Here is a 15918-nt window from a genome sequence, read left to right on the forward strand (position 1 = left end):
CATCAGGCCGCACGCATCACTGCATCCCTAGCAGCCCCGGCAACCACAATGAAATCGCCGGGATGTACGTCACCATCCCCAGCACCACCAGCAACATACCGTAAAACGGCAGCATCGCCCGCACCACGTGCTCGATCTTCTGCTTACTCACCGCGCTCGCCACAAACAGCACCGATCCGACCGGCGGCGTGATCAGCCCAATCCCCAGGTTCACCATCATGATCATCCCGAAATGCACCGGGTCGATCCCCAGCGAGTTGGTCACCGGCAGCAGCACCGGGGTCAGGATCAGGATGATCGGCGCCATGTCCATCAGCGTGCCAATCAGCAGCAGCATGATATTGAGGTACATCAGGATCACGTATTTGTTATCGGAGAGCGACGTGAAGAATTCGGTGATGCGCATCGGCAGCTGCATGTAGGTCATTACCGCGCCAAACGCCGCGGCAAAGCCAATCAAAATCATCACGATGGTGACGGTTTTCACCGTGCGGCACATCAGCTTCGGCAGTTCGCTCCATTTATAGTCGCGGTAGATAAACATAGTGACGAAAAACGCCCACAGGCAGGCCACGGCGGCAGATTCGGTCGCCGTGAATATCCCGGACAAGATCCCGCCGAGGATAATCACCACCGTCATCAGCCCCCACAGGGCATCGAGCATGATTTTCAGCGCCTGCCTGAACGGGATTTTGTCCCCCTTCGGATAGCCGCGCTTGCGGGCGAAGCACAGGCAGAGCACCATCAGGCTCACGCCCAGCAGCAGGCCCGGCAGCACGCCCGCGATAAACAGCGTGGCGATGGAAACCGTTCCCCCTGCCGCCAGGGAGTAAATCACCGAGTTGTGGCTGGGCGGGATCAGGATCGCCTGCACCGACCCGCTGGCCGTCACCGCCGCCGCGTATTCGCGCGGATAGCCCTTCTTCTCCATCTCCGGGATCATCACGCTGCCGATAGACGCCGTATCCGCCACCGACGAGCCGGAAATCGCGCCGAAGAACGTTGATGCCACGATGTTCACCAGCGACAGCCCGCCGCGAATAAAGCCGACAAAAACGTACGCGAAGTTAACCAGCCGTCGGGCAATACCCCCTTCCGCCATGATCGCCCCGGCAAGAATGAAGAACGGGATCGCCAGCAGGGTAAATTTATTCACTCCACTGGTGATCTGGATCATCAGCGCCTCCAGCGGCAGGTCAATCCACAGCGCGCCCGCCACGGCGCTTAAGCCGACGGCGAAGGCCACCGGCATCCCCAGCGCCAGCAAAATGGCGAGGGTGAATAACAAAACAAACGCATCCATTGTTCACCCCTTAACTGTGATTGCCGATCAGCACGACGGGACGGTTTTCCTGCGAGCCAAACAGCAGGCGTTCAAGCACAAACAGGATCAAAATGGCCGACCCGACAGGCAGCGGCAGATAGCTTTCGCCGGAGGTCAGGAGCGGAAACTCCGCCACCGGCTGCTCCCACAGCTCGACGCACAGCCAGTAGCTGTACCAGCACATCAGGCCGGAGATGAGCAGCATCAGCAGATCCACCACTCGCGCGCATACTCTTTGCAGCGACGCGGGCAGGCGGTCGGTGAGCATGTTGACCGCGATATGCGACCCGGCGCGATAGCTCACCGCCGCGCCGATAAAGGTAAACGTCACCATGCAGATAATGGCGATCGGCTCCGGCCAGGATTCGCCGCGATTGAGCACATAGCGAGAGAAGATGCCAATGGGGATCACAATCGTCATCACCAGTAGCGAGAGACCCGCCACCACCATGGCGAGCAGGTACAGACGGTCCATCCACTTCAGGTAGAGTTCGGACATACGTACTCCGGCTTACTGAACGTCAGCGATGGCTTTCATCAGATCCTGATGCTTATCGCCATACTGCGCGCGCACCGGCTCTGTCGCCTTGATAAACACCGTTTTATCGATGTCGTGGAACTGCACGCCGCCGGCCTTCATTTTCGCCAGCGCCTGGTCGTTATACGCATTCCACAGCTTGCGCTGCTCGAACTGCGCTTCGCGGGCCAGCGTCAGGATCTTTTGCTGTTCGTCAGCGCTGAGCTTGTCCCATTTCACTTTGGAGTAGAGCAGCATTTCCGGGGTGATGAAGTGGCCGCTCAGCGTGTAGTTTTTGGCGACCGGCATATAGTTGTGGGCGATAAAGGTTGGCGGGTTGTTCTCCGCGCCGTCGATCACCCCGGTCTGCATGCCGCTGTAAACCTCGCTGACGCCCATCGCCACCGAGTTCGCCCCCATCGCTTTCAGCGTGGCCAGCGCCACCGGGCTGCCCTGCACGCGGATTTTCTTCCCTTTCAGATCGTCCGGTTTGACGATCGGCTCTTTGGTGATCAGGTTGCGGGTGCCGGAATCCATCCAGCCAAGGAAGACCAGACGCGATTTCGGGTTGGCGGTGAGTTTGTCGCCGATCTGCTTGCCGATATCCCCGTCAATCACCTTGTGCATGTGGTCTTCATCGCGGAATACGTAGGGCAGGGTAAACACTTCGATATCCGGCAGGATGGCGGCCACCGGCGCCATGGAGACGCGGATCATGTCGATCGCCCCCATCTGCGCCTGCTCAATCATCTGCTTTTCATCCCCCAGCACGCCGCCGGGGAAGACCTTAATCTCCAGCTTGCCATCGGTTTGTTGTTTGAGTTTTTCACCCATGTGCTGGACCGCCACCACGTTCGGGTAGCCTTCGGGATGCACATCGGCGGCTTTAATGGTCTGGGCAGAAACGGTGCAGGCGAAAGCAGTCAGACACAGCGCGGCCAGTAACGGCTTGAGGGTCGTTTTCATTAAGTCAACTCCAGGGTAGTGAGATAAGCGTTAAAACGATGTTTTAATTTTTGACGCTTAAAAATTAGACTACGGCTGGAAAAGGGAGGGTGAAGCGCCTCACAAAAAGCGCGAAATTTTGAAACGATGGTTCGAAATTGTGATGAGTACTTGTCGGGTGGCGACTGCGCCTTACCCGACCTACTACACCCGTAGGCCCGTGCAAGCGAAGCGCCGCCGGGCGTCAGGCCGCACTTACCCCTTACGAATCAAATACCGGTACGGCAAGGTCTCGGTTTGCTGCGCCACCAGTTCATGTTCCATAAAGGTACAAAAGCCGGGGATATCACGGGTGGTAGCCGGGTCATCGGCGACGATCAGCAGCGTTTCGCCACTCTGCATGTTACGGACGGTTTTACGCACCATCATTACCGGCTCCGGGCAACGGAGGCCCTGAGCATCAAGCGTGTGGTCTGGGCTGGAAAACAGGTCGGTCATTTTCTTCTCGTTCAGGTAAAAACGGCTGTAGTTTACGCCCCGCTATCGCCAATGCAAACCAGGTTAACGATTGCGTGAAAATTAGCCATTGCAAAGTGTCGTCAAAGCAGTATCATGCGGCGGCTTTATTGGGTTCCCTCACCCCAAATATTAATCAAAAAGGTACAATATGAACTCCTTTACACAATCGCAGCGCGTCAAGGCGTTGTTCTGGCTTTCGCTATTTCATCTGCTGGTGATCATCTCCAGTAACTATCTGGTACAGCTTCCCATCTCCATTTTTGGTTTCCATACCACCTGGGGCGCGTTCAGTTTCCCGTTTATTTTCCTTGCGACGGATTTAACCGTGCGTATTTTTGGCGCACCGCTGGCGCGGCGGATTATTTTTGCGGTGATGATCCCGGCACTGTTTGTCTCCTACGCCATCTCCTCGCTGTTTTACATGGGAAGCTGGCAGGGCTTCGAAGCGCTGACGCACTTCAACCTCTTCGTCGCGCGTATTGCCACCGCCAGCTTTATGGCCTACGCCCTGGGGCAGATCCTCGATGTCCACGTGTTTAACCGCCTGCGTCAAAACCATCGCTGGTGGATGGCGCCAACGGCCTCCACGCTGTTCGGTAACGTGAGCGATACGCTGGCCTTCTTCTTCATCGCCTTCTGGCGCAGCCCGGACGCCTTCATGGCAGAACACTGGATGGAAATCGCTCTGGTGGACTACGCCTTTAAGGTGCTTATTAGCCTGGTCTTCTTCCTGCCGATGTACGGCGTACTGTTGAATATGCTGCTGAAAAGGCTGGCAGATAAATCTGAAATCTCCGCATTGCAGGCAGGTTAAGGGTTCGCTTTATCAGTTGTGATAAGATGAACGAATGAGCCGTTATGGCCGTTTATCGAAAGGAAGAAGTCAATGCGCAATCTGGTTAAATATGTCGGGATTGGCCTGCTGGTTGTTGGCCTTGCAGCCTGTGATAACAGCGACACCAAAACGCCTGCTCAGGGCGCGTCAGCAGAAAGCAACGCCACCGGTCAGCCGGTGAGCCTGATGGATGGCAAACTCAGTTTCTCTCTGCCCGCGGACATGACCGACCAGAGCGGTAAGCTGGGTACCCAGGCGAACAATATGCACGTCTATTCCGATGCCACCGGCCAAAAAGCGGTGATTGTGATCGTCGGTGACGATACCAGCGAAGATCTGGGCGTGCTGGCCAAACGCCTGGAAGATCAGCAGCGCAGCCGCGACCCGCAGCTTCAGGTGGTCACCAACAAGTCTGTTGAACTGAAAGGCCACACGCTGCAACAGCTGGACAGCATCATCTCTGCCAAAGGCCAGACCGCGTACTCCTCCGTGGTGCTCGGCAAGGTGGACAATAAACTGCTGACCATGCAGATCACCCTGCCGGCAGATAATCAGCAGAAAGCGCAGACCGCCGCTGAAAACATCATTAACACCCTCGTGATCCAGTAATCGTTCACCGGGATGCCGTGGCCTCCGTCGCTTGCGCCGGGGGCCATTTTTTTGCCACGACTTTCAGACTAACGCTCCAGACGAAGCCCATCCGGCGCACTACAATTAACACGCCCCCCGGAAAAAGGAATTCTTATGACTGCCAGCCCGCCCGACAAAGCCGGACTTCATATTTTATTAAAACTTGCCTGCCTGGTGGTTATCCTTGCGGGTATCCACGCGGCGGCGGATATCATTGTTCAGCTTCTGCTGGCGCTGTTTTTCGCCATTGTGCTCAACCCGCTGGTGACATGGTTTTTACGCCGGGGCATCAGCCGCCCAGTCGCGATTACCATTGTGGTGATGGTGATGCTGGTTGTCCTGACGGCGCTGTTCGGCGTGCTCGCCGCCTCGCTGAGCGAATTTTCCACCATGCTGCCGCAGTACAATAAAGAGCTGACGCGCAAGCTGGTCGATCTTCAGCGCATGTTGCCATTCGTGAATCTGCATATCTCACCGGAACGGATGCTGCGCCGGATGGATTCCGAGAAGGTGATGACCTACGCCACCACGTTGATGACCGGGCTTTCCGGGGCAATGGCCAGCATTCTGCTGCTGGTGATGACGGTGGTGTTTATGCTGTTCGAAGTGCGCCACGTGCCGTATAAGCTGCGTTTTGCCCTGAACAATCCGCAGATCCACATTGCCGGCTTGCACCGCGCGCTGAAGGGCGTGTCCAAGTATCTGGCGCTGAAAACATTGTTAAGCCTGTGGACCGGCGTGATCGTCTGGCTGGGGCTGGTACTGCTGGACGTGCAGTTCGCGCTGATGTGGGGCGTGCTGGCGTTTTTACTGAACTACGTACCCAATATCGGCGCGGTGCTTTCCGCCGTTCCGCCGATGATCCAGGCGTTCCTGTTTAACGGTTTTTATGAGTGCATGCTGGTAGGGGCGCTGTTCCTCGTCGTGCATATGGTGCTGGGTAACATTCTTGAGCCACGCATGATGGGCCACCGTCTGGGCATGTCGACGATGGTGGTGTTTTTATCGTTACTGATCTGGGGATGGCTGCTGGGTCCGGTGGGCATGCTGCTCTCCGTGCCGCTCACCAGCGTCTGTAAAATCTGGATGGAAACCACGAAAGGAGGCAGTAAACTCGCCATTCTTCTGGGTCCGGGTCGGCCAAAAAGCCGTTTGCCGGGATAACCGGGTGGAAAGGGTCAAAAGTGACGTTTATTCGCCAGCGCGACGACAACATTGTACGATGTGCGCAGTAAATCGCGCTGGCGAAGAAAAAGTCACAGAAACAGGTTTATCGCGGACGCGCGTAGATGAAATTTACACTTACCCTTATCGACTGGCAGGCAAGAGCGCCAGGACTCAGCGATGCCGACGAATGGCAGGCATGGTCACGCCGGTCTGACGCCATCGATCCCGCTGCACCGCTGGCGAAACTGACCGATCTGCCGATGATGACCGCCCGCCGCCTGAATTCAGGCAGCAGGCTGGCCGTCGATCTTGGCCTGATGATGCTGCGCATACACCGCATCGATGCCGTCGTCTACAGCAGCCGTCATGGGGAGCTGGAGCGCAATTTCCGTATTCTCCAGGCCCTGGCGGCAGAACAGCCCGTTTCCCCCACCGATTTTGCCATGTCGGTACACAACTCGGCGGTCGGCAATCTCACTATCGCCGCGCGTCAGCCTGTTGTCTCTTCGTCGGTTTCCGCCGGTATGGATACCTTCCAGCAGAGCTTGTGCGACGTGCTGAGCCTGCTGCATGCGGGCTACTCCCGCGTATTGCTGGTGGATTTCGACGGTCTGCTGCCTGATTTTTATCACGCCGGGTTGCCACCGCAGATGCCCGTCTGGCCCTACGCGCTGGCGCTGGTGATTGAAGCCGGAAATACGCTCAGCTGTGAAACGCACGTCAACCGCACGCCTGAAGAGCCCGCGCTGCCGCAAAGCCTCCAGTTCCTGCGCCATTACCTGCGGGACGAGCGCCAGTTCACCCTGCCGGGCGAGCGCCTGCTGTGGCAATGGACGCGCCAATGAGAGGGTTACGTTCCCGCCTCGATCGGTTATGGCGGATGCTGATGACCGGATTGTGCTTCGCCCTGTTCGGCCTCGGCGGACTGACGCTGTCGCTGGTGTGGTTTAACCTGCTGCTGATTTTCCAGCGCGACCGCACCCAACGTCGCCGCCTGGCACGCCGTACTATTTCTGCCAGTTTTCGCCTGTTCCTCGCGGTGGTACGCGGTGTAGGGGTACTGGATTACCGTTTCAACAACCTGGACGTTCTACGCGCCGAGCGGGGCTGTCTGGTGATTGCGAATCATCCCTCGCTGCTGGACTACGTTCTGCTGGCGTCGGTGATGAACGAAACCGACTGTCTGGTGAAAAGCGCGTTGCTGCGTAACCCGTTCGTCAGCGGCGTGATCCGCGCGGCTGACTATCTGATTAACAGCGAAGCCGACACGCTGCTTGCCGCAAGCCAGCAGCGTCTGTCCCAGGGCGACACCCTGCTTATCTTCCCTGAAGGCACCCGCACCCGGGTGGGGGAAGTCATGACCCTGCAACGTGGGGCGGCGAATATCGCCGTTCGCTGCAACAGCGCCGTGCGCGTGGTGGTGATCCACTGTAGCGAACGGATGCTGGATAAACAGAGCAGCTGGTATAACGTGCCCCCCAACAAACCTGTTTTCACCGTGGATGTTCGCGAACGCATCAACATTCATGATTTTTATGATGCGAGTCAGCACGAACCCGCGCTGGCAGCAAGGCAGTTAAACCGGCATATGCAGCATCAGTTAACAACCGGTCTTCAATCTTTGTCAGGAACGAAAGATGCAAGCGCTCTATCTTGAAATTAAGAATCTCATTATCTCTACGCTGAATCTGGAAGAACTTACCCCAGAGGATATTGATACAGACGCCGCGCTCTTTGGCGACGGCCTCGGTCTGGACTCAATCGACGCCCTTGAGCTGGGGCTGGCGGTAAAAAATCAGTACGGCGTAGTGCTTTCTGCCGAAAGTGATGAGATGCGTCAGCACTTTTATTCCGTTGCCACGCTCGCGGCTTTTATCCATCAACAACGCGCCTGAGAATGACCGCTATGACAGAACAACAAACGATTTATCAGGAAGTCTCTGCGCTTCTTATTACGCTGTTTGAAATCGCCCCGGAGGATATTACCCCTGAGGCACGTCTTTACGAGGATCTGGACCTCGACAGCATTGATGCCGTCGATATGGTGGTGCACCTGCAAAAGAAAACGGGCCATAAAATCAAGCCTGAAACCTTCAAAGCGGTGCGCACGGTGCAGGACGTCGTGGACGTTGTGGAACAGCTTCAGCGCGACGCGTAACGTGCGTTCGATTCCAGTTCTTCCCGCCCTGACGGGGCTGATGCTGCTGGCATGGCCGTTTTTGATCGGCTTCGGGCTGGCGAATAATAGCCTGCACGGGATACTGCCCGTGATGGCGCTGGTGCTGCTGATGCGCGTCTGCCAGGCCCGTCGGCAAGGCGGCCCCCTGCGTTATCTGTTCGTAAGCGTGGCGCTGGCCGGCATAGCGCTTTGCGCGGCGAGCTACGTCCTGCACGCGCACCAGTGGGTGCTGTTATATCCGGTGGTGGTGAATCTGGTGATGCTGGTGGTGTTTGGCGGTTCGCTGTGGACGGCAATGCCCGTCGTCGAGCGGCTGGCGCGCCTGCGTGAACCGGACCTCTCCCCCGTCGGGGTACGTTACACGCGCCGGGTTACCCAGGTCTGGTGCGGCTTTTTTATTATCAACGGGGCGATCGCGCTGTTTACCGTATTACACGCCGATATCCGTCTGTGGACGCTGTGGAACGGGATGATTGCCTATCTCCTGATGGGCACGCTGATGGCTGGCGAGTGGCTGGTGCGACAACGGGTGAAGAAAAACGATGCTTAACCCTCTTCCGCTTAGCCAGTGGCTCAGTGCGCCCCGCCCTGACGACACCCCTGTCGCCTGGCAGGACGACCATCTCTGGACGCTTGGCGATCTGCGCCACGACGTCACTCAGCTGGTCGACACGCTGCGTCGTGAAGATGGCGAGCGCTGGGCGCTGTGCATCGAAAACGGCTATCTGTTTATTGTCGCGCTGCTGGCGACGCTGCATGCGGGTAAAACGCCGGTCCTCCCCGGGCACAGCCGGGCGGCGCAGCTTAACGAACAGCGGGCGCTGTTCAGCGGCGTCCTGAGCGACACCACGCTCGATTTTCAGGGGCAACAGCTGCGGGTGGCTTCCGCTCAGCGGGCAGGCCATCCCTTTTCACCGCTGCCTGCCATCGGTGAGATGCGCACGATCGAGCTTTACACCTCCGGCTCGACCGGCACGCCGCAGCGGGTGAGTAAGCCGGTGGTCAGCCTGGATCGTGAGGCTCGTCTTCTGGCGGCGCATTTTGGCGAGCGTCTGGCGGGCTGTCACGTCGTGGCTTCCGTGGTGCTGCACCACCTGTATGGCCTGACGTTTCGTGTCGTCTTACCCATGGCGCTCGGCCTGCCGCTGCACGCCAGCCTGCTCAACTATGCCGAGCAGCTCTCAGCCCTTCCCGACGATAAACGCTATCTTTTCATCAGCAGTCCGGCGTTTCTCAAGCGGCTGGACGCGTCACTGACGCCGCCCCCCGTCAACCTGCTCTTCTCCGCTGGCGGCGCGCTGCCCTGGCAGGAGGTCGCCGCGGTTCAGGCCTGGCTCAACGTCTGGCCGGATGAAATATACGGCAGCACGGAAACAGGCGTAATGGCCTGGCGCTATCGTCAGGAGGAAAGCACCCGCTGGCAACCTTTCCCCGGCGTGACGTTTCACGGCGATCGCGTGATGTCGCCGCTGATCCCCGAGGTGGAGGGGGTCGTGCTGGATGATATCCTGCACTTCACGGCTGACGGGCAGTTCAGCCTCGTCGGGCGCCGCGGTCGGGTGGTCAAAATTGAAGATAAACGCATTTCACTCGATGACATTGAGCGCCGCCTGTTGGCGCTGGACGGCATCCGCGAGGCCGCCGCGCTGACGGTGACGCGCGGCGGGCGTCAGGGCATTGGCGTCTTGCTGGTGCTGAATGAAGCGGTGCGTCAGCAACACGAACAGGGCAAAAAAGCGCAGGAGCTCGCCTGGCGATGCGCCCTTCGCCCCTGGCTTGAACCGGTTGCCGTGCCGCGCTACTGGCGGATCGTTGATGAAATCCCGGTCAACAGCATGAACAAGCGCGTGACTGCGCAGCTACAGGAGTTGTTTCATGAAGATCCCTGAAATCGGGCGCCTCCAGCCCGATCCACAGCATCTGGAGATAACCTTTTATCTTGATCCTGACCTGCTCTGGTTTAAGGGACATTTCGCCGTACAGCCGCTGCTGCCGGGCGTGGCCCAGCTCGACTGGGTAATGCATTACGCTGCCGCGCTGGCGCCGGGCTACCGTTTTCACAGTATTCAGAACGTGAAGTTCGCCGCCCCGCTGTTGCCGGAGAATACGGTCACGCTGCTCCTTGCCTGGCAGCCCGAACGCGAGATGCTGACCTTTAGCTACCAGCGCCATGCGGGTAACGAGCGCCACACCGCCAGCAGCGGGAAGATTCGCTTATGTCAGTAACCTTCCGTCCCTGCGTGCTGATCCCGTGCTATAACCACGGGGCGATGATGGCTTCGGTGCTGGCGCGCCTGGCGCCTTTCGATCTGCCCTGTCTGGTGGTGGACGACGGCAGCGATGAAACCACGCGCCGCACGCTTGAAGCGCTGGCGGCGGATCGTCCGCAGGTCACGCTACTGCGGCTGGCCGAAAACAGCGGCAAAGGCGCGGCGGTGATGCAGGGGCTGAAAGACTGCGCCGATCGCGGCTTCACCCACGCCGTTCAGGTGGACGCTGACGGCCAGCACGCTATCGAAGACATCCCCAAACTGCTGGCGCTGGCCGAACGCCATCCCGATGCGCTCATTTCCGGGCAGCCCGTTTACGATGACTCGATCCCCCGTTCGCGCCTGTACGGCCGCTGGATAACGCACGTCTGGGTCTGGATTGAAACCCTCTCCCTGCAACTGAAAGACAGCATGTGCGGGTTTCGCGTTTACCCGATAGCCCCGGTTTTGCGCCTTGCAGCAATCACGCCGCTCGGCAGGCGAATGGATTTTGATACCGAAGTGATGGTGCGCCTCTACTGGCAGGGCAACACCAGCTATTTTCTGCCCACCCGCGTGACCTATCCGCCGGACGGGGTATCCCATTTCGATGCCCTGAAAGACAACGTGCGCATCTCGTTGATGCATACCCGTCTGTTTCTCGGCATGCTGCCGCGCATTCCTTCCCTGCTGATGCGTCGCCGCTCGCAGCACTGGGCGCAGCAGCAGGAGGTGAAAGGATTATGGGGCATGCGCCTGATGCTGCGCGTCTGGCAACTGCTGGGGCGTAAGGCGTTTACCGCCCTGCTGTGGCCGGTTACGGCCGTCTACTGGCTAACCGCCCGCGCTGCGCGTCAGGCGTCGCAGCAGTGGCTGGCGCGGGTTAAAACGGTGATGGCACAGCGGCAAATGCCGCAACCCGCGCGGCTTAACAGTTTTTCCCACTTCCTGCGCTTCGGTCATGCCATGCTGAACAAAGTGGCCAGCTGGCGCGGCGAAATGAAACTCCATCGCGATCTGGTCTTTGCGCCAGGCGCGCAGGAGGCGCTGGGGCTCGACGATCCTCAGGGCAAACTGCTGCTCGCGTCGCATCTTGGCGATGTGGAAGCCTGCCGGGCGCTGGCCCAGCGCGAAGGGGCGAAAACCATCAACGCGCTGGTCTTTAGCGACAACGCCAGACGTTTTAAGCAGGTGATGGAGGAGATGGCGCCGCAGGCGGGCATTCACCTGATGCCGGTCACCGACATTGGCCCGGAGACCGCCATCCTCATCAAAGAGAAGCTGGATCGCGGCGAATGGGTGGCGATCGTGGGCGATCGCATTGCCGTCACCCCGCAGCGCGGCGGCAGCTGGCGGGTGATATGGAGCGAATTTATGGGCCAGCCCGCGCCGTTCCCGCAGGGGCCGTTTATCCTGGCGTCCATTTTGCGCTGCCCGGTGGTGCTGATTTTTGCCCTCTGTCAGCAGGGAAAGCTGACCCTGCACTGCGAGCCGTTTGCCGACCCGCTGCTGCTGCCGCGCGGCGAACGCCAGCAGGCGCTACAGCAGACCGTCGACCGCTATGCGGAGCGGCTGGAGCATTACGCGCTCTTGTCGCCGCTCGACTGGTTTAATTTTTTCGATTTCTGGCAGCTGCCAGAGATCAACGAGAAGGAGTAAAGGGTGCTGACCGATCCCCGCTTTACGGCTGAAGTTGAAATCACCGTTCCGTTCCACGACGTCGATATGATGGGCGTGGTGTGGCACGGCAACTACTTCCGCTACTTTGAGATTGCCCGCGAAGCGCTGCTCAACCAGTTTGATTACGGCTATCGCCAGATGAAAGCGTCCGGCTACGTCTGGCCGGTGGTGGATACCCGGGTGAAATACCGCGACGCGGTGACCTTCGAGCAGCGCATTCGCATCCGCGCCCACATTGAAGAGGTTGAAAACCGTCTGCGCATCGCCTATCAAATCTTCGACGCGCAAACCGGGAAACGCACCACCACCGGCTACACCATTCAGGTGGCGGTGGAAGAAGCAAGCCGGGAGATGTGCTTTGTCAGCCCGGCCATTCTGTTCGAACGCATGGGGATCGCGCCATGAAATGGATAACGCTACTCGCGCTGCTGGTAAGCCCGCTGGTGAACGCGGTCACGCTGGATGAACTGCAACAGCGGTTTGCGGAGCAACCGGTAGTGCGCGCACACTTCGAACAGACCCGCACGATCAAGGATATGCCTCAGCCCCTGCGCTCGCAGGGGGAGATGCTAATCGCCCGTGACAATGGCCTGCTGTGGGATCAAAAAGCGCCGTTCCCGATGACGCTGCTGCTGGATGACAAACGGATGGTGCAGATCGTCAACGGTCAGTCGCCGCAGACCATTACCGCCGACACTAACCCGCAGATGTTTCAGTTCAACCATCTGCTGCGGGCGCTGTTCCAGGCCGACCGCAAGGTACTGGAAGAGAACTTCCGCGTCGATTTCAAAGACCTGGGCGAAGGCCGCTGGTCGCTGGTGCTGACGCCCGTCACCACGCCGCTGGACAAGATTTTCTCCACCCTTGATTTGAAGGGCGCGATCTATCTGGAATCCATTCGCCTGAACGATAAGCAGGGCGACACGACGGATATCGCCCTCTCCCGCCACCAACTGACGCCCGCGCGCCTGACTGATGCAGAACGCCAGCGCTTTGCCGCACCGTAACGCCCTGCGCCCGGCGCTGCTGTGGGCCGCGGTATGCCTGATCCTGCTGGGCGTGCTGCTGTCGCTGCTGCCTGGCTCGCGGCTGAACAGCAGCGTGCTCGCCATGCTGCCGAAACAGACGCTCGGCGCGATCCCTCCCGCTCTCAACGACGGATTTATGCAGCGCCTCGACCGCCAGCTCATCTGGCTGGTTAGCCCCGGCAAACAGCCGGACCCGCGCGTGGCGCAGCAGTGGTTAACCCTGCTGCAACGCAGCCAGGCGCTGAGTGTCGTAAAAGGTCCGCTGGATGCCGCCGGGCAACAGGCCTGGGGAGATTTCTTCTGGCAGCACCGCAATGGTCTGGTCGATCCGGCCACCCGCGCCCGCCTGCAAAACGGCGGTGAAGCGCAGGCTCAGTGGATCCTGTCCCAGCTCTACTCCGCCTTTTCCGGCGTGAGCGGCAAGGAGCTGCAAAACGATCCGCTGATGCTGATGCGCGGCGCGCAGCTCGCGCTGGCGAAGAACAGCCAGAAGATGCAGCTGATGGACGGCTGGCTGGTGACAAAAGATGCGGCCGGGAACTACTGGTATCTGCTGCACGGCGAGCTGGCGGGCTCGTCGTTTGACATGCAGCAAACCCACCAGCTGGTGACCACCCTCAACGCGTTGCAGCAGACGCTGAAAAGCCAGTATCCACAGGCGCAGCTGCTCTCGCGCGGGACGGTGTTCTACAGCGATTACGCCAGCCAGCAGGCTAAAAACGATATTTCCACGCTTGGCGTCGCCACGGTGCTCGGGGTGATCCTGCTGATTGTGTCGGTGTTTCGCTCCGTGCGTCCGCTGCTGCTGAGTCTGCTCTCCATTGCCATCGGCGCGCTGGCGGGGACGGTCGTGACGCTCCTGCTGTTCGGTGAGCTGCACCTGATGACGCTGGTGATGAGCATGAGCATTATCGGCATCTCGGCAGACTATACGATTTACTACCTCACGGAGCGGATGGTGCACGGCGCGGAACACTCGCCCTGGCAAAGCCTGGCAAAAGTGCGTAACGCGCTGCTGCTGGCGCTGCTGACCACCGTCGTGGCGTATCTCATCATGATGCTGGCCCCCTTCCCCGGCATTCGTCAGATGGCGGTGTTCGCCGCCGCAGGACTGAGCGCCTCGTGTCTGACGGTAATGTTCTGGCATCCGTGGCTGTGCCGGGGCATGCCGGTTCGCCCGATCCCCCTGAGACGGATAATGCAGCGCTGGCTGGACGCCTGGCGCGACGGTAAAGCCCTCTCCGTCGGGCTGCCGGTAGCGCTGGCGCTGCTCTCCGCCATCGGGATCGCCAGCCTGCGGGTGGATGACGATATCGCCCGGCTTCAGGCGCTGCCGCAGGACATTCTGGCGCAGGAAAAAACCATCACCGCCCTGACCGGGCAAAATGTCGATCAGAAGTGGTTCGTGGTGTACGGCGCGTCGGCTCAGCAAACGCTGGAGCGGCTGGAGGCATTTACCCCGGCGCTGGCGCAGGCGCAAAAAGCCGGTGAATTAACCCGCTGGCGTACCCTGCCGCTGAACTCGCTGGCGCGGCAGAACAGCGATCTGCAACTTCTGCGTAACGCCGCGCCGACGGTGACGAAAATGCTGCAAAGCACGGGGCTGAATGCCGTCCCTCCGAACCTGAACGCCATGCCTGTCAGCGTGGAAGCGTGGCTCGCCAGCCCGGCCAGCGAGGGCTGGCGTTTGCTGTGGCTGACGTTGCCGGACGGCAAAAGCGGTGTGCTGGTCCCGGTCGATGGCGTCAGAAACAGCGCCGCGCTCGGTGAGCTGGCCACCCGCCATCCCGGGGTCGTCTGGGTTGACCGTAAGGCCAGCTTCGACAGCCTGTTTGCGCTCTACCGCTCGCTGCTGTCGGGGCTGCTGGGCGTGGCGCTGGCGGTGATTGCCGGCGGCGCGATGCTACGTCTCGGCTGGCGAAAAGGGCTGGTGGCGCTGGTACCGTCCGTGCTGTCGCTGGGCGGCGGGCTGGCGGCGCTGGCCATAACGGGCCATCCGGTGAACCTGTTTTCCATGCTGGCGCTGGTGCTGGTCCTCGGCATTGGCATCAACTACACGCTGTTTTTCAGCAACCCGCGCGGCACGCCGCTGACCTCCATGTTGGCGATTACCCTCGCCATGATGACCACCCTGCTGACGCTGGGGATGCTGGTATTCAGCACCACTCAGGCCATCAGCAGCTTTGGCATTGTGCTGGTGAGCGGTATCTTCACCGCGTTCCTGCTCGCCCCGCTGGCGATGCCGTCTAACAAAGAGAACTTACCATGACCCGTTTCATTCGCCTGGCGGCAGTGATGATGGCCCTGTTGCTGGCGGGGTGTAGCCATACGACGAACCGCGATGACGCGCGCCCTCAGGCCTGGCTCCAGCCCGGCACCCGCGTCACGCTGCCCCCGCCGGGCATCACGCCTGCCATCCGCGCGCAGCAGTTGCTTACCGGCAGTTTTAAAGGCCAGACCCAGTCGCTGCTGGTGATGCTGAACGCCGACGGAAATAAAGTGACGCTTGCCGGCCTCTCCTCCGTCGGGATCCGCCTGTTCCTCGCCACCTACGACGACACCGGGATCCACACCGAGCAGTCGGTTGTGATGCCGCAGCTGCCGCCCGCCAGCCAGGTGCTGGCCGACGTGATGCTGAGCCACTGGCCGCTCAGCGCCTGGCAGCCGCAGTTGCCGAAAGGCTGGACGCTGAACGATACTGACACCAGACGCGAACTGCGCAACCCCGATGGCAAGCTGGTCACGGAAATTGCCTACCTGAACCGTAACGGCAGGCGCGAACCGATTAGCATTGTGCAGCACGCTTTTCACTACCACATCACCATTCAATATCTGGGTGACTGAG

At 59.8% G+C, this 15918-nt stretch carries 19 protein-coding genes; 15 read left to right on the forward strand and 4 right to left on the reverse strand.

Annotation, left to right across the window (positions count from 1 at the left end; genetic code table 11):
• Positions 1-16 precede the first annotated feature (16 nt).
• From DD597_RS21740 to tusA, 4 genes are all read right to left on the reverse strand, one after another.
• Positions 17-1303 (reverse strand): TRAP transporter large permease, encoded by a 1287-nt coding sequence (locus tag DD597_RS21740; RefSeq protein WP_003861280.1) that lies wholly within the window; start codon positions 1301-1303, stop codon positions 17-19.
• A 10-nt stretch (positions 1304-1313) separates the two neighbouring features.
• Entirely contained in the window at positions 1314-1823 is a 510-nt protein-coding gene (locus tag DD597_RS21745; protein WP_003861278.1) for a TRAP transporter small permease, read from the reverse strand.
• 12 nt (positions 1824-1835) lie between these two features.
• A complete protein-coding gene (locus DD597_RS21750) occupies positions 1836-2807 on the reverse strand; it encodes a TRAP transporter substrate-binding protein (protein ID WP_023323840.1) in 972 nt (323 codons plus the stop codon).
• A gap of 234 nt (positions 2808-3041) precedes the next feature.
• Positions 3042-3284, reverse strand: a complete 243-nt coding sequence (tusA, locus tag DD597_RS21755) for a sulfurtransferase TusA (protein WP_000130627.1) — start codon at positions 3282-3284, stop codon at positions 3042-3044.
• Between the two features lie 169 nt (positions 3285-3453).
• On the opposite strand from tusA, the gene DD597_RS21760 reads away from it, so the two are divergent.
• The 15 genes from DD597_RS21760 (at position 3454) to DD597_RS21830 (ending at position 15917) form a co-directional block, all read left to right on the forward strand.
• Positions 3454-4119: a 7-cyano-7-deazaguanine/7-aminomethyl-7-deazaguanine transporter gene (locus tag DD597_RS21760; RefSeq protein WP_003861274.1), complete on the forward strand. Its 666-nt coding sequence runs from the start codon at positions 3454-3456 to the stop codon at positions 4117-4119.
• Between the two features lie 72 nt (positions 4120-4191).
• Positions 4192-4749, forward strand: a complete 558-nt coding sequence (locus DD597_RS21765) for a DcrB family lipoprotein (RefSeq protein WP_003861272.1) — start codon at positions 4192-4194, stop codon at positions 4747-4749.
• A 135-nt stretch (positions 4750-4884) separates the two neighbouring features.
• Positions 4885-5934 carry an AI-2E family transporter gene (locus DD597_RS21770; RefSeq protein ID WP_003861270.1) on the forward strand — a complete coding sequence of 350 codons (1050 nt, stop codon included), beginning with the start codon at positions 4885-4887 and terminating at the stop codon, positions 5932-5934.
• A gap of 125 nt (positions 5935-6059) precedes the next feature.
• Positions 6060-6782 (forward strand): beta-ketoacyl synthase chain length factor, encoded by a 723-nt coding sequence (locus tag DD597_RS21775; protein WP_129256577.1) that lies wholly within the window; start codon positions 6060-6062, stop codon positions 6780-6782.
• Positions 6779-7594, forward strand: a complete 816-nt coding sequence (locus DD597_RS21780; protein WP_023314978.1) for a 1-acyl-sn-glycerol-3-phosphate acyltransferase — start codon at positions 6779-6781, stop codon at positions 7592-7594. The genes DD597_RS21775 and DD597_RS21780 overlap by 4 nt, the downstream gene beginning before the upstream one ends.
• Positions 7575-7832, forward strand: coding sequence for a phosphopantetheine-binding protein (locus DD597_RS21785; RefSeq protein WP_003861263.1), 258 nt, complete (start codon positions 7575-7577; stop codon positions 7830-7832). The genes DD597_RS21780 and DD597_RS21785 overlap by 20 nt, the downstream gene beginning before the upstream one ends.
• Before the next feature lie 11 nt (positions 7833-7843).
• Positions 7844-8095 carry an acyl carrier protein gene (locus DD597_RS21790; RefSeq protein ID WP_003861262.1) on the forward strand — a complete coding sequence of 84 codons (252 nt, stop codon included), beginning with the start codon at positions 7844-7846 and terminating at the stop codon, positions 8093-8095.
• Entirely contained in the window at positions 8067-8666 is a 600-nt protein-coding gene (locus DD597_RS21795; protein WP_003861260.1) for a hypothetical protein, read from the forward strand. The genes DD597_RS21790 and DD597_RS21795 overlap by 29 nt, the downstream gene beginning before the upstream one ends.
• Positions 8659-10005, forward strand: a complete 1347-nt coding sequence (locus tag DD597_RS21800; RefSeq protein WP_003861258.1) for an AMP-binding protein — start codon at positions 8659-8661, stop codon at positions 10003-10005. Before DD597_RS21795 ends, DD597_RS21800 begins: the two co-directional genes overlap by 8 nt.
• Positions 9992-10342, forward strand: a complete 351-nt coding sequence (locus DD597_RS21805) for a hydroxymyristoyl-ACP dehydratase (RefSeq protein ID WP_003861256.1) — start codon at positions 9992-9994, stop codon at positions 10340-10342. Before DD597_RS21800 ends, DD597_RS21805 begins: the two co-directional genes overlap by 14 nt.
• Positions 10333-12024, forward strand: a complete 1692-nt coding sequence (locus DD597_RS21810; RefSeq protein WP_129256578.1) for a glycosyltransferase — start codon at positions 10333-10335, stop codon at positions 12022-12024. The genes DD597_RS21805 and DD597_RS21810 overlap by 10 nt, the downstream gene beginning before the upstream one ends.
• A gap of 3 nt (positions 12025-12027) precedes the next feature.
• Positions 12028-12450 (forward strand): thioesterase family protein, encoded by a 423-nt coding sequence (locus DD597_RS21815; protein ID WP_003861252.1) that lies wholly within the window; start codon positions 12028-12030, stop codon positions 12448-12450.
• The gene (locus DD597_RS21820; protein WP_022651976.1) at positions 12447-13052 is read left to right on the forward strand and encodes an outer membrane lipoprotein carrier protein LolA; all 606 of its coding nucleotides are present in this window, start codon (positions 12447-12449) and stop codon (positions 13050-13052) included. The genes DD597_RS21815 and DD597_RS21820 overlap by 4 nt, the downstream gene beginning before the upstream one ends.
• Entirely contained in the window at positions 13021-15342 is a 2322-nt protein-coding gene (locus DD597_RS21825; protein WP_129256579.1) for an MMPL family transporter, read from the forward strand. Before DD597_RS21820 ends, DD597_RS21825 begins: the two co-directional genes overlap by 32 nt.
• Positions 15339-15917, forward strand: coding sequence for a DUF3261 domain-containing protein (locus tag DD597_RS21830; RefSeq protein ID WP_022651978.1), 579 nt, complete (start codon positions 15339-15341; stop codon positions 15915-15917). Before DD597_RS21825 ends, DD597_RS21830 begins: the two co-directional genes overlap by 4 nt.
• The last annotated feature ends 1 nt before the right edge of the window (position 15918 follow it).

Source organism: Enterobacter cloacae complex sp. 677-3DZ2D5B (assembly GCF_004136695.1).
Taxonomy (GTDB): domain Bacteria; phylum Pseudomonadota; class Gammaproteobacteria; order Enterobacterales; family Enterobacteriaceae; genus Enterobacter; species Enterobacter hormaechei_C.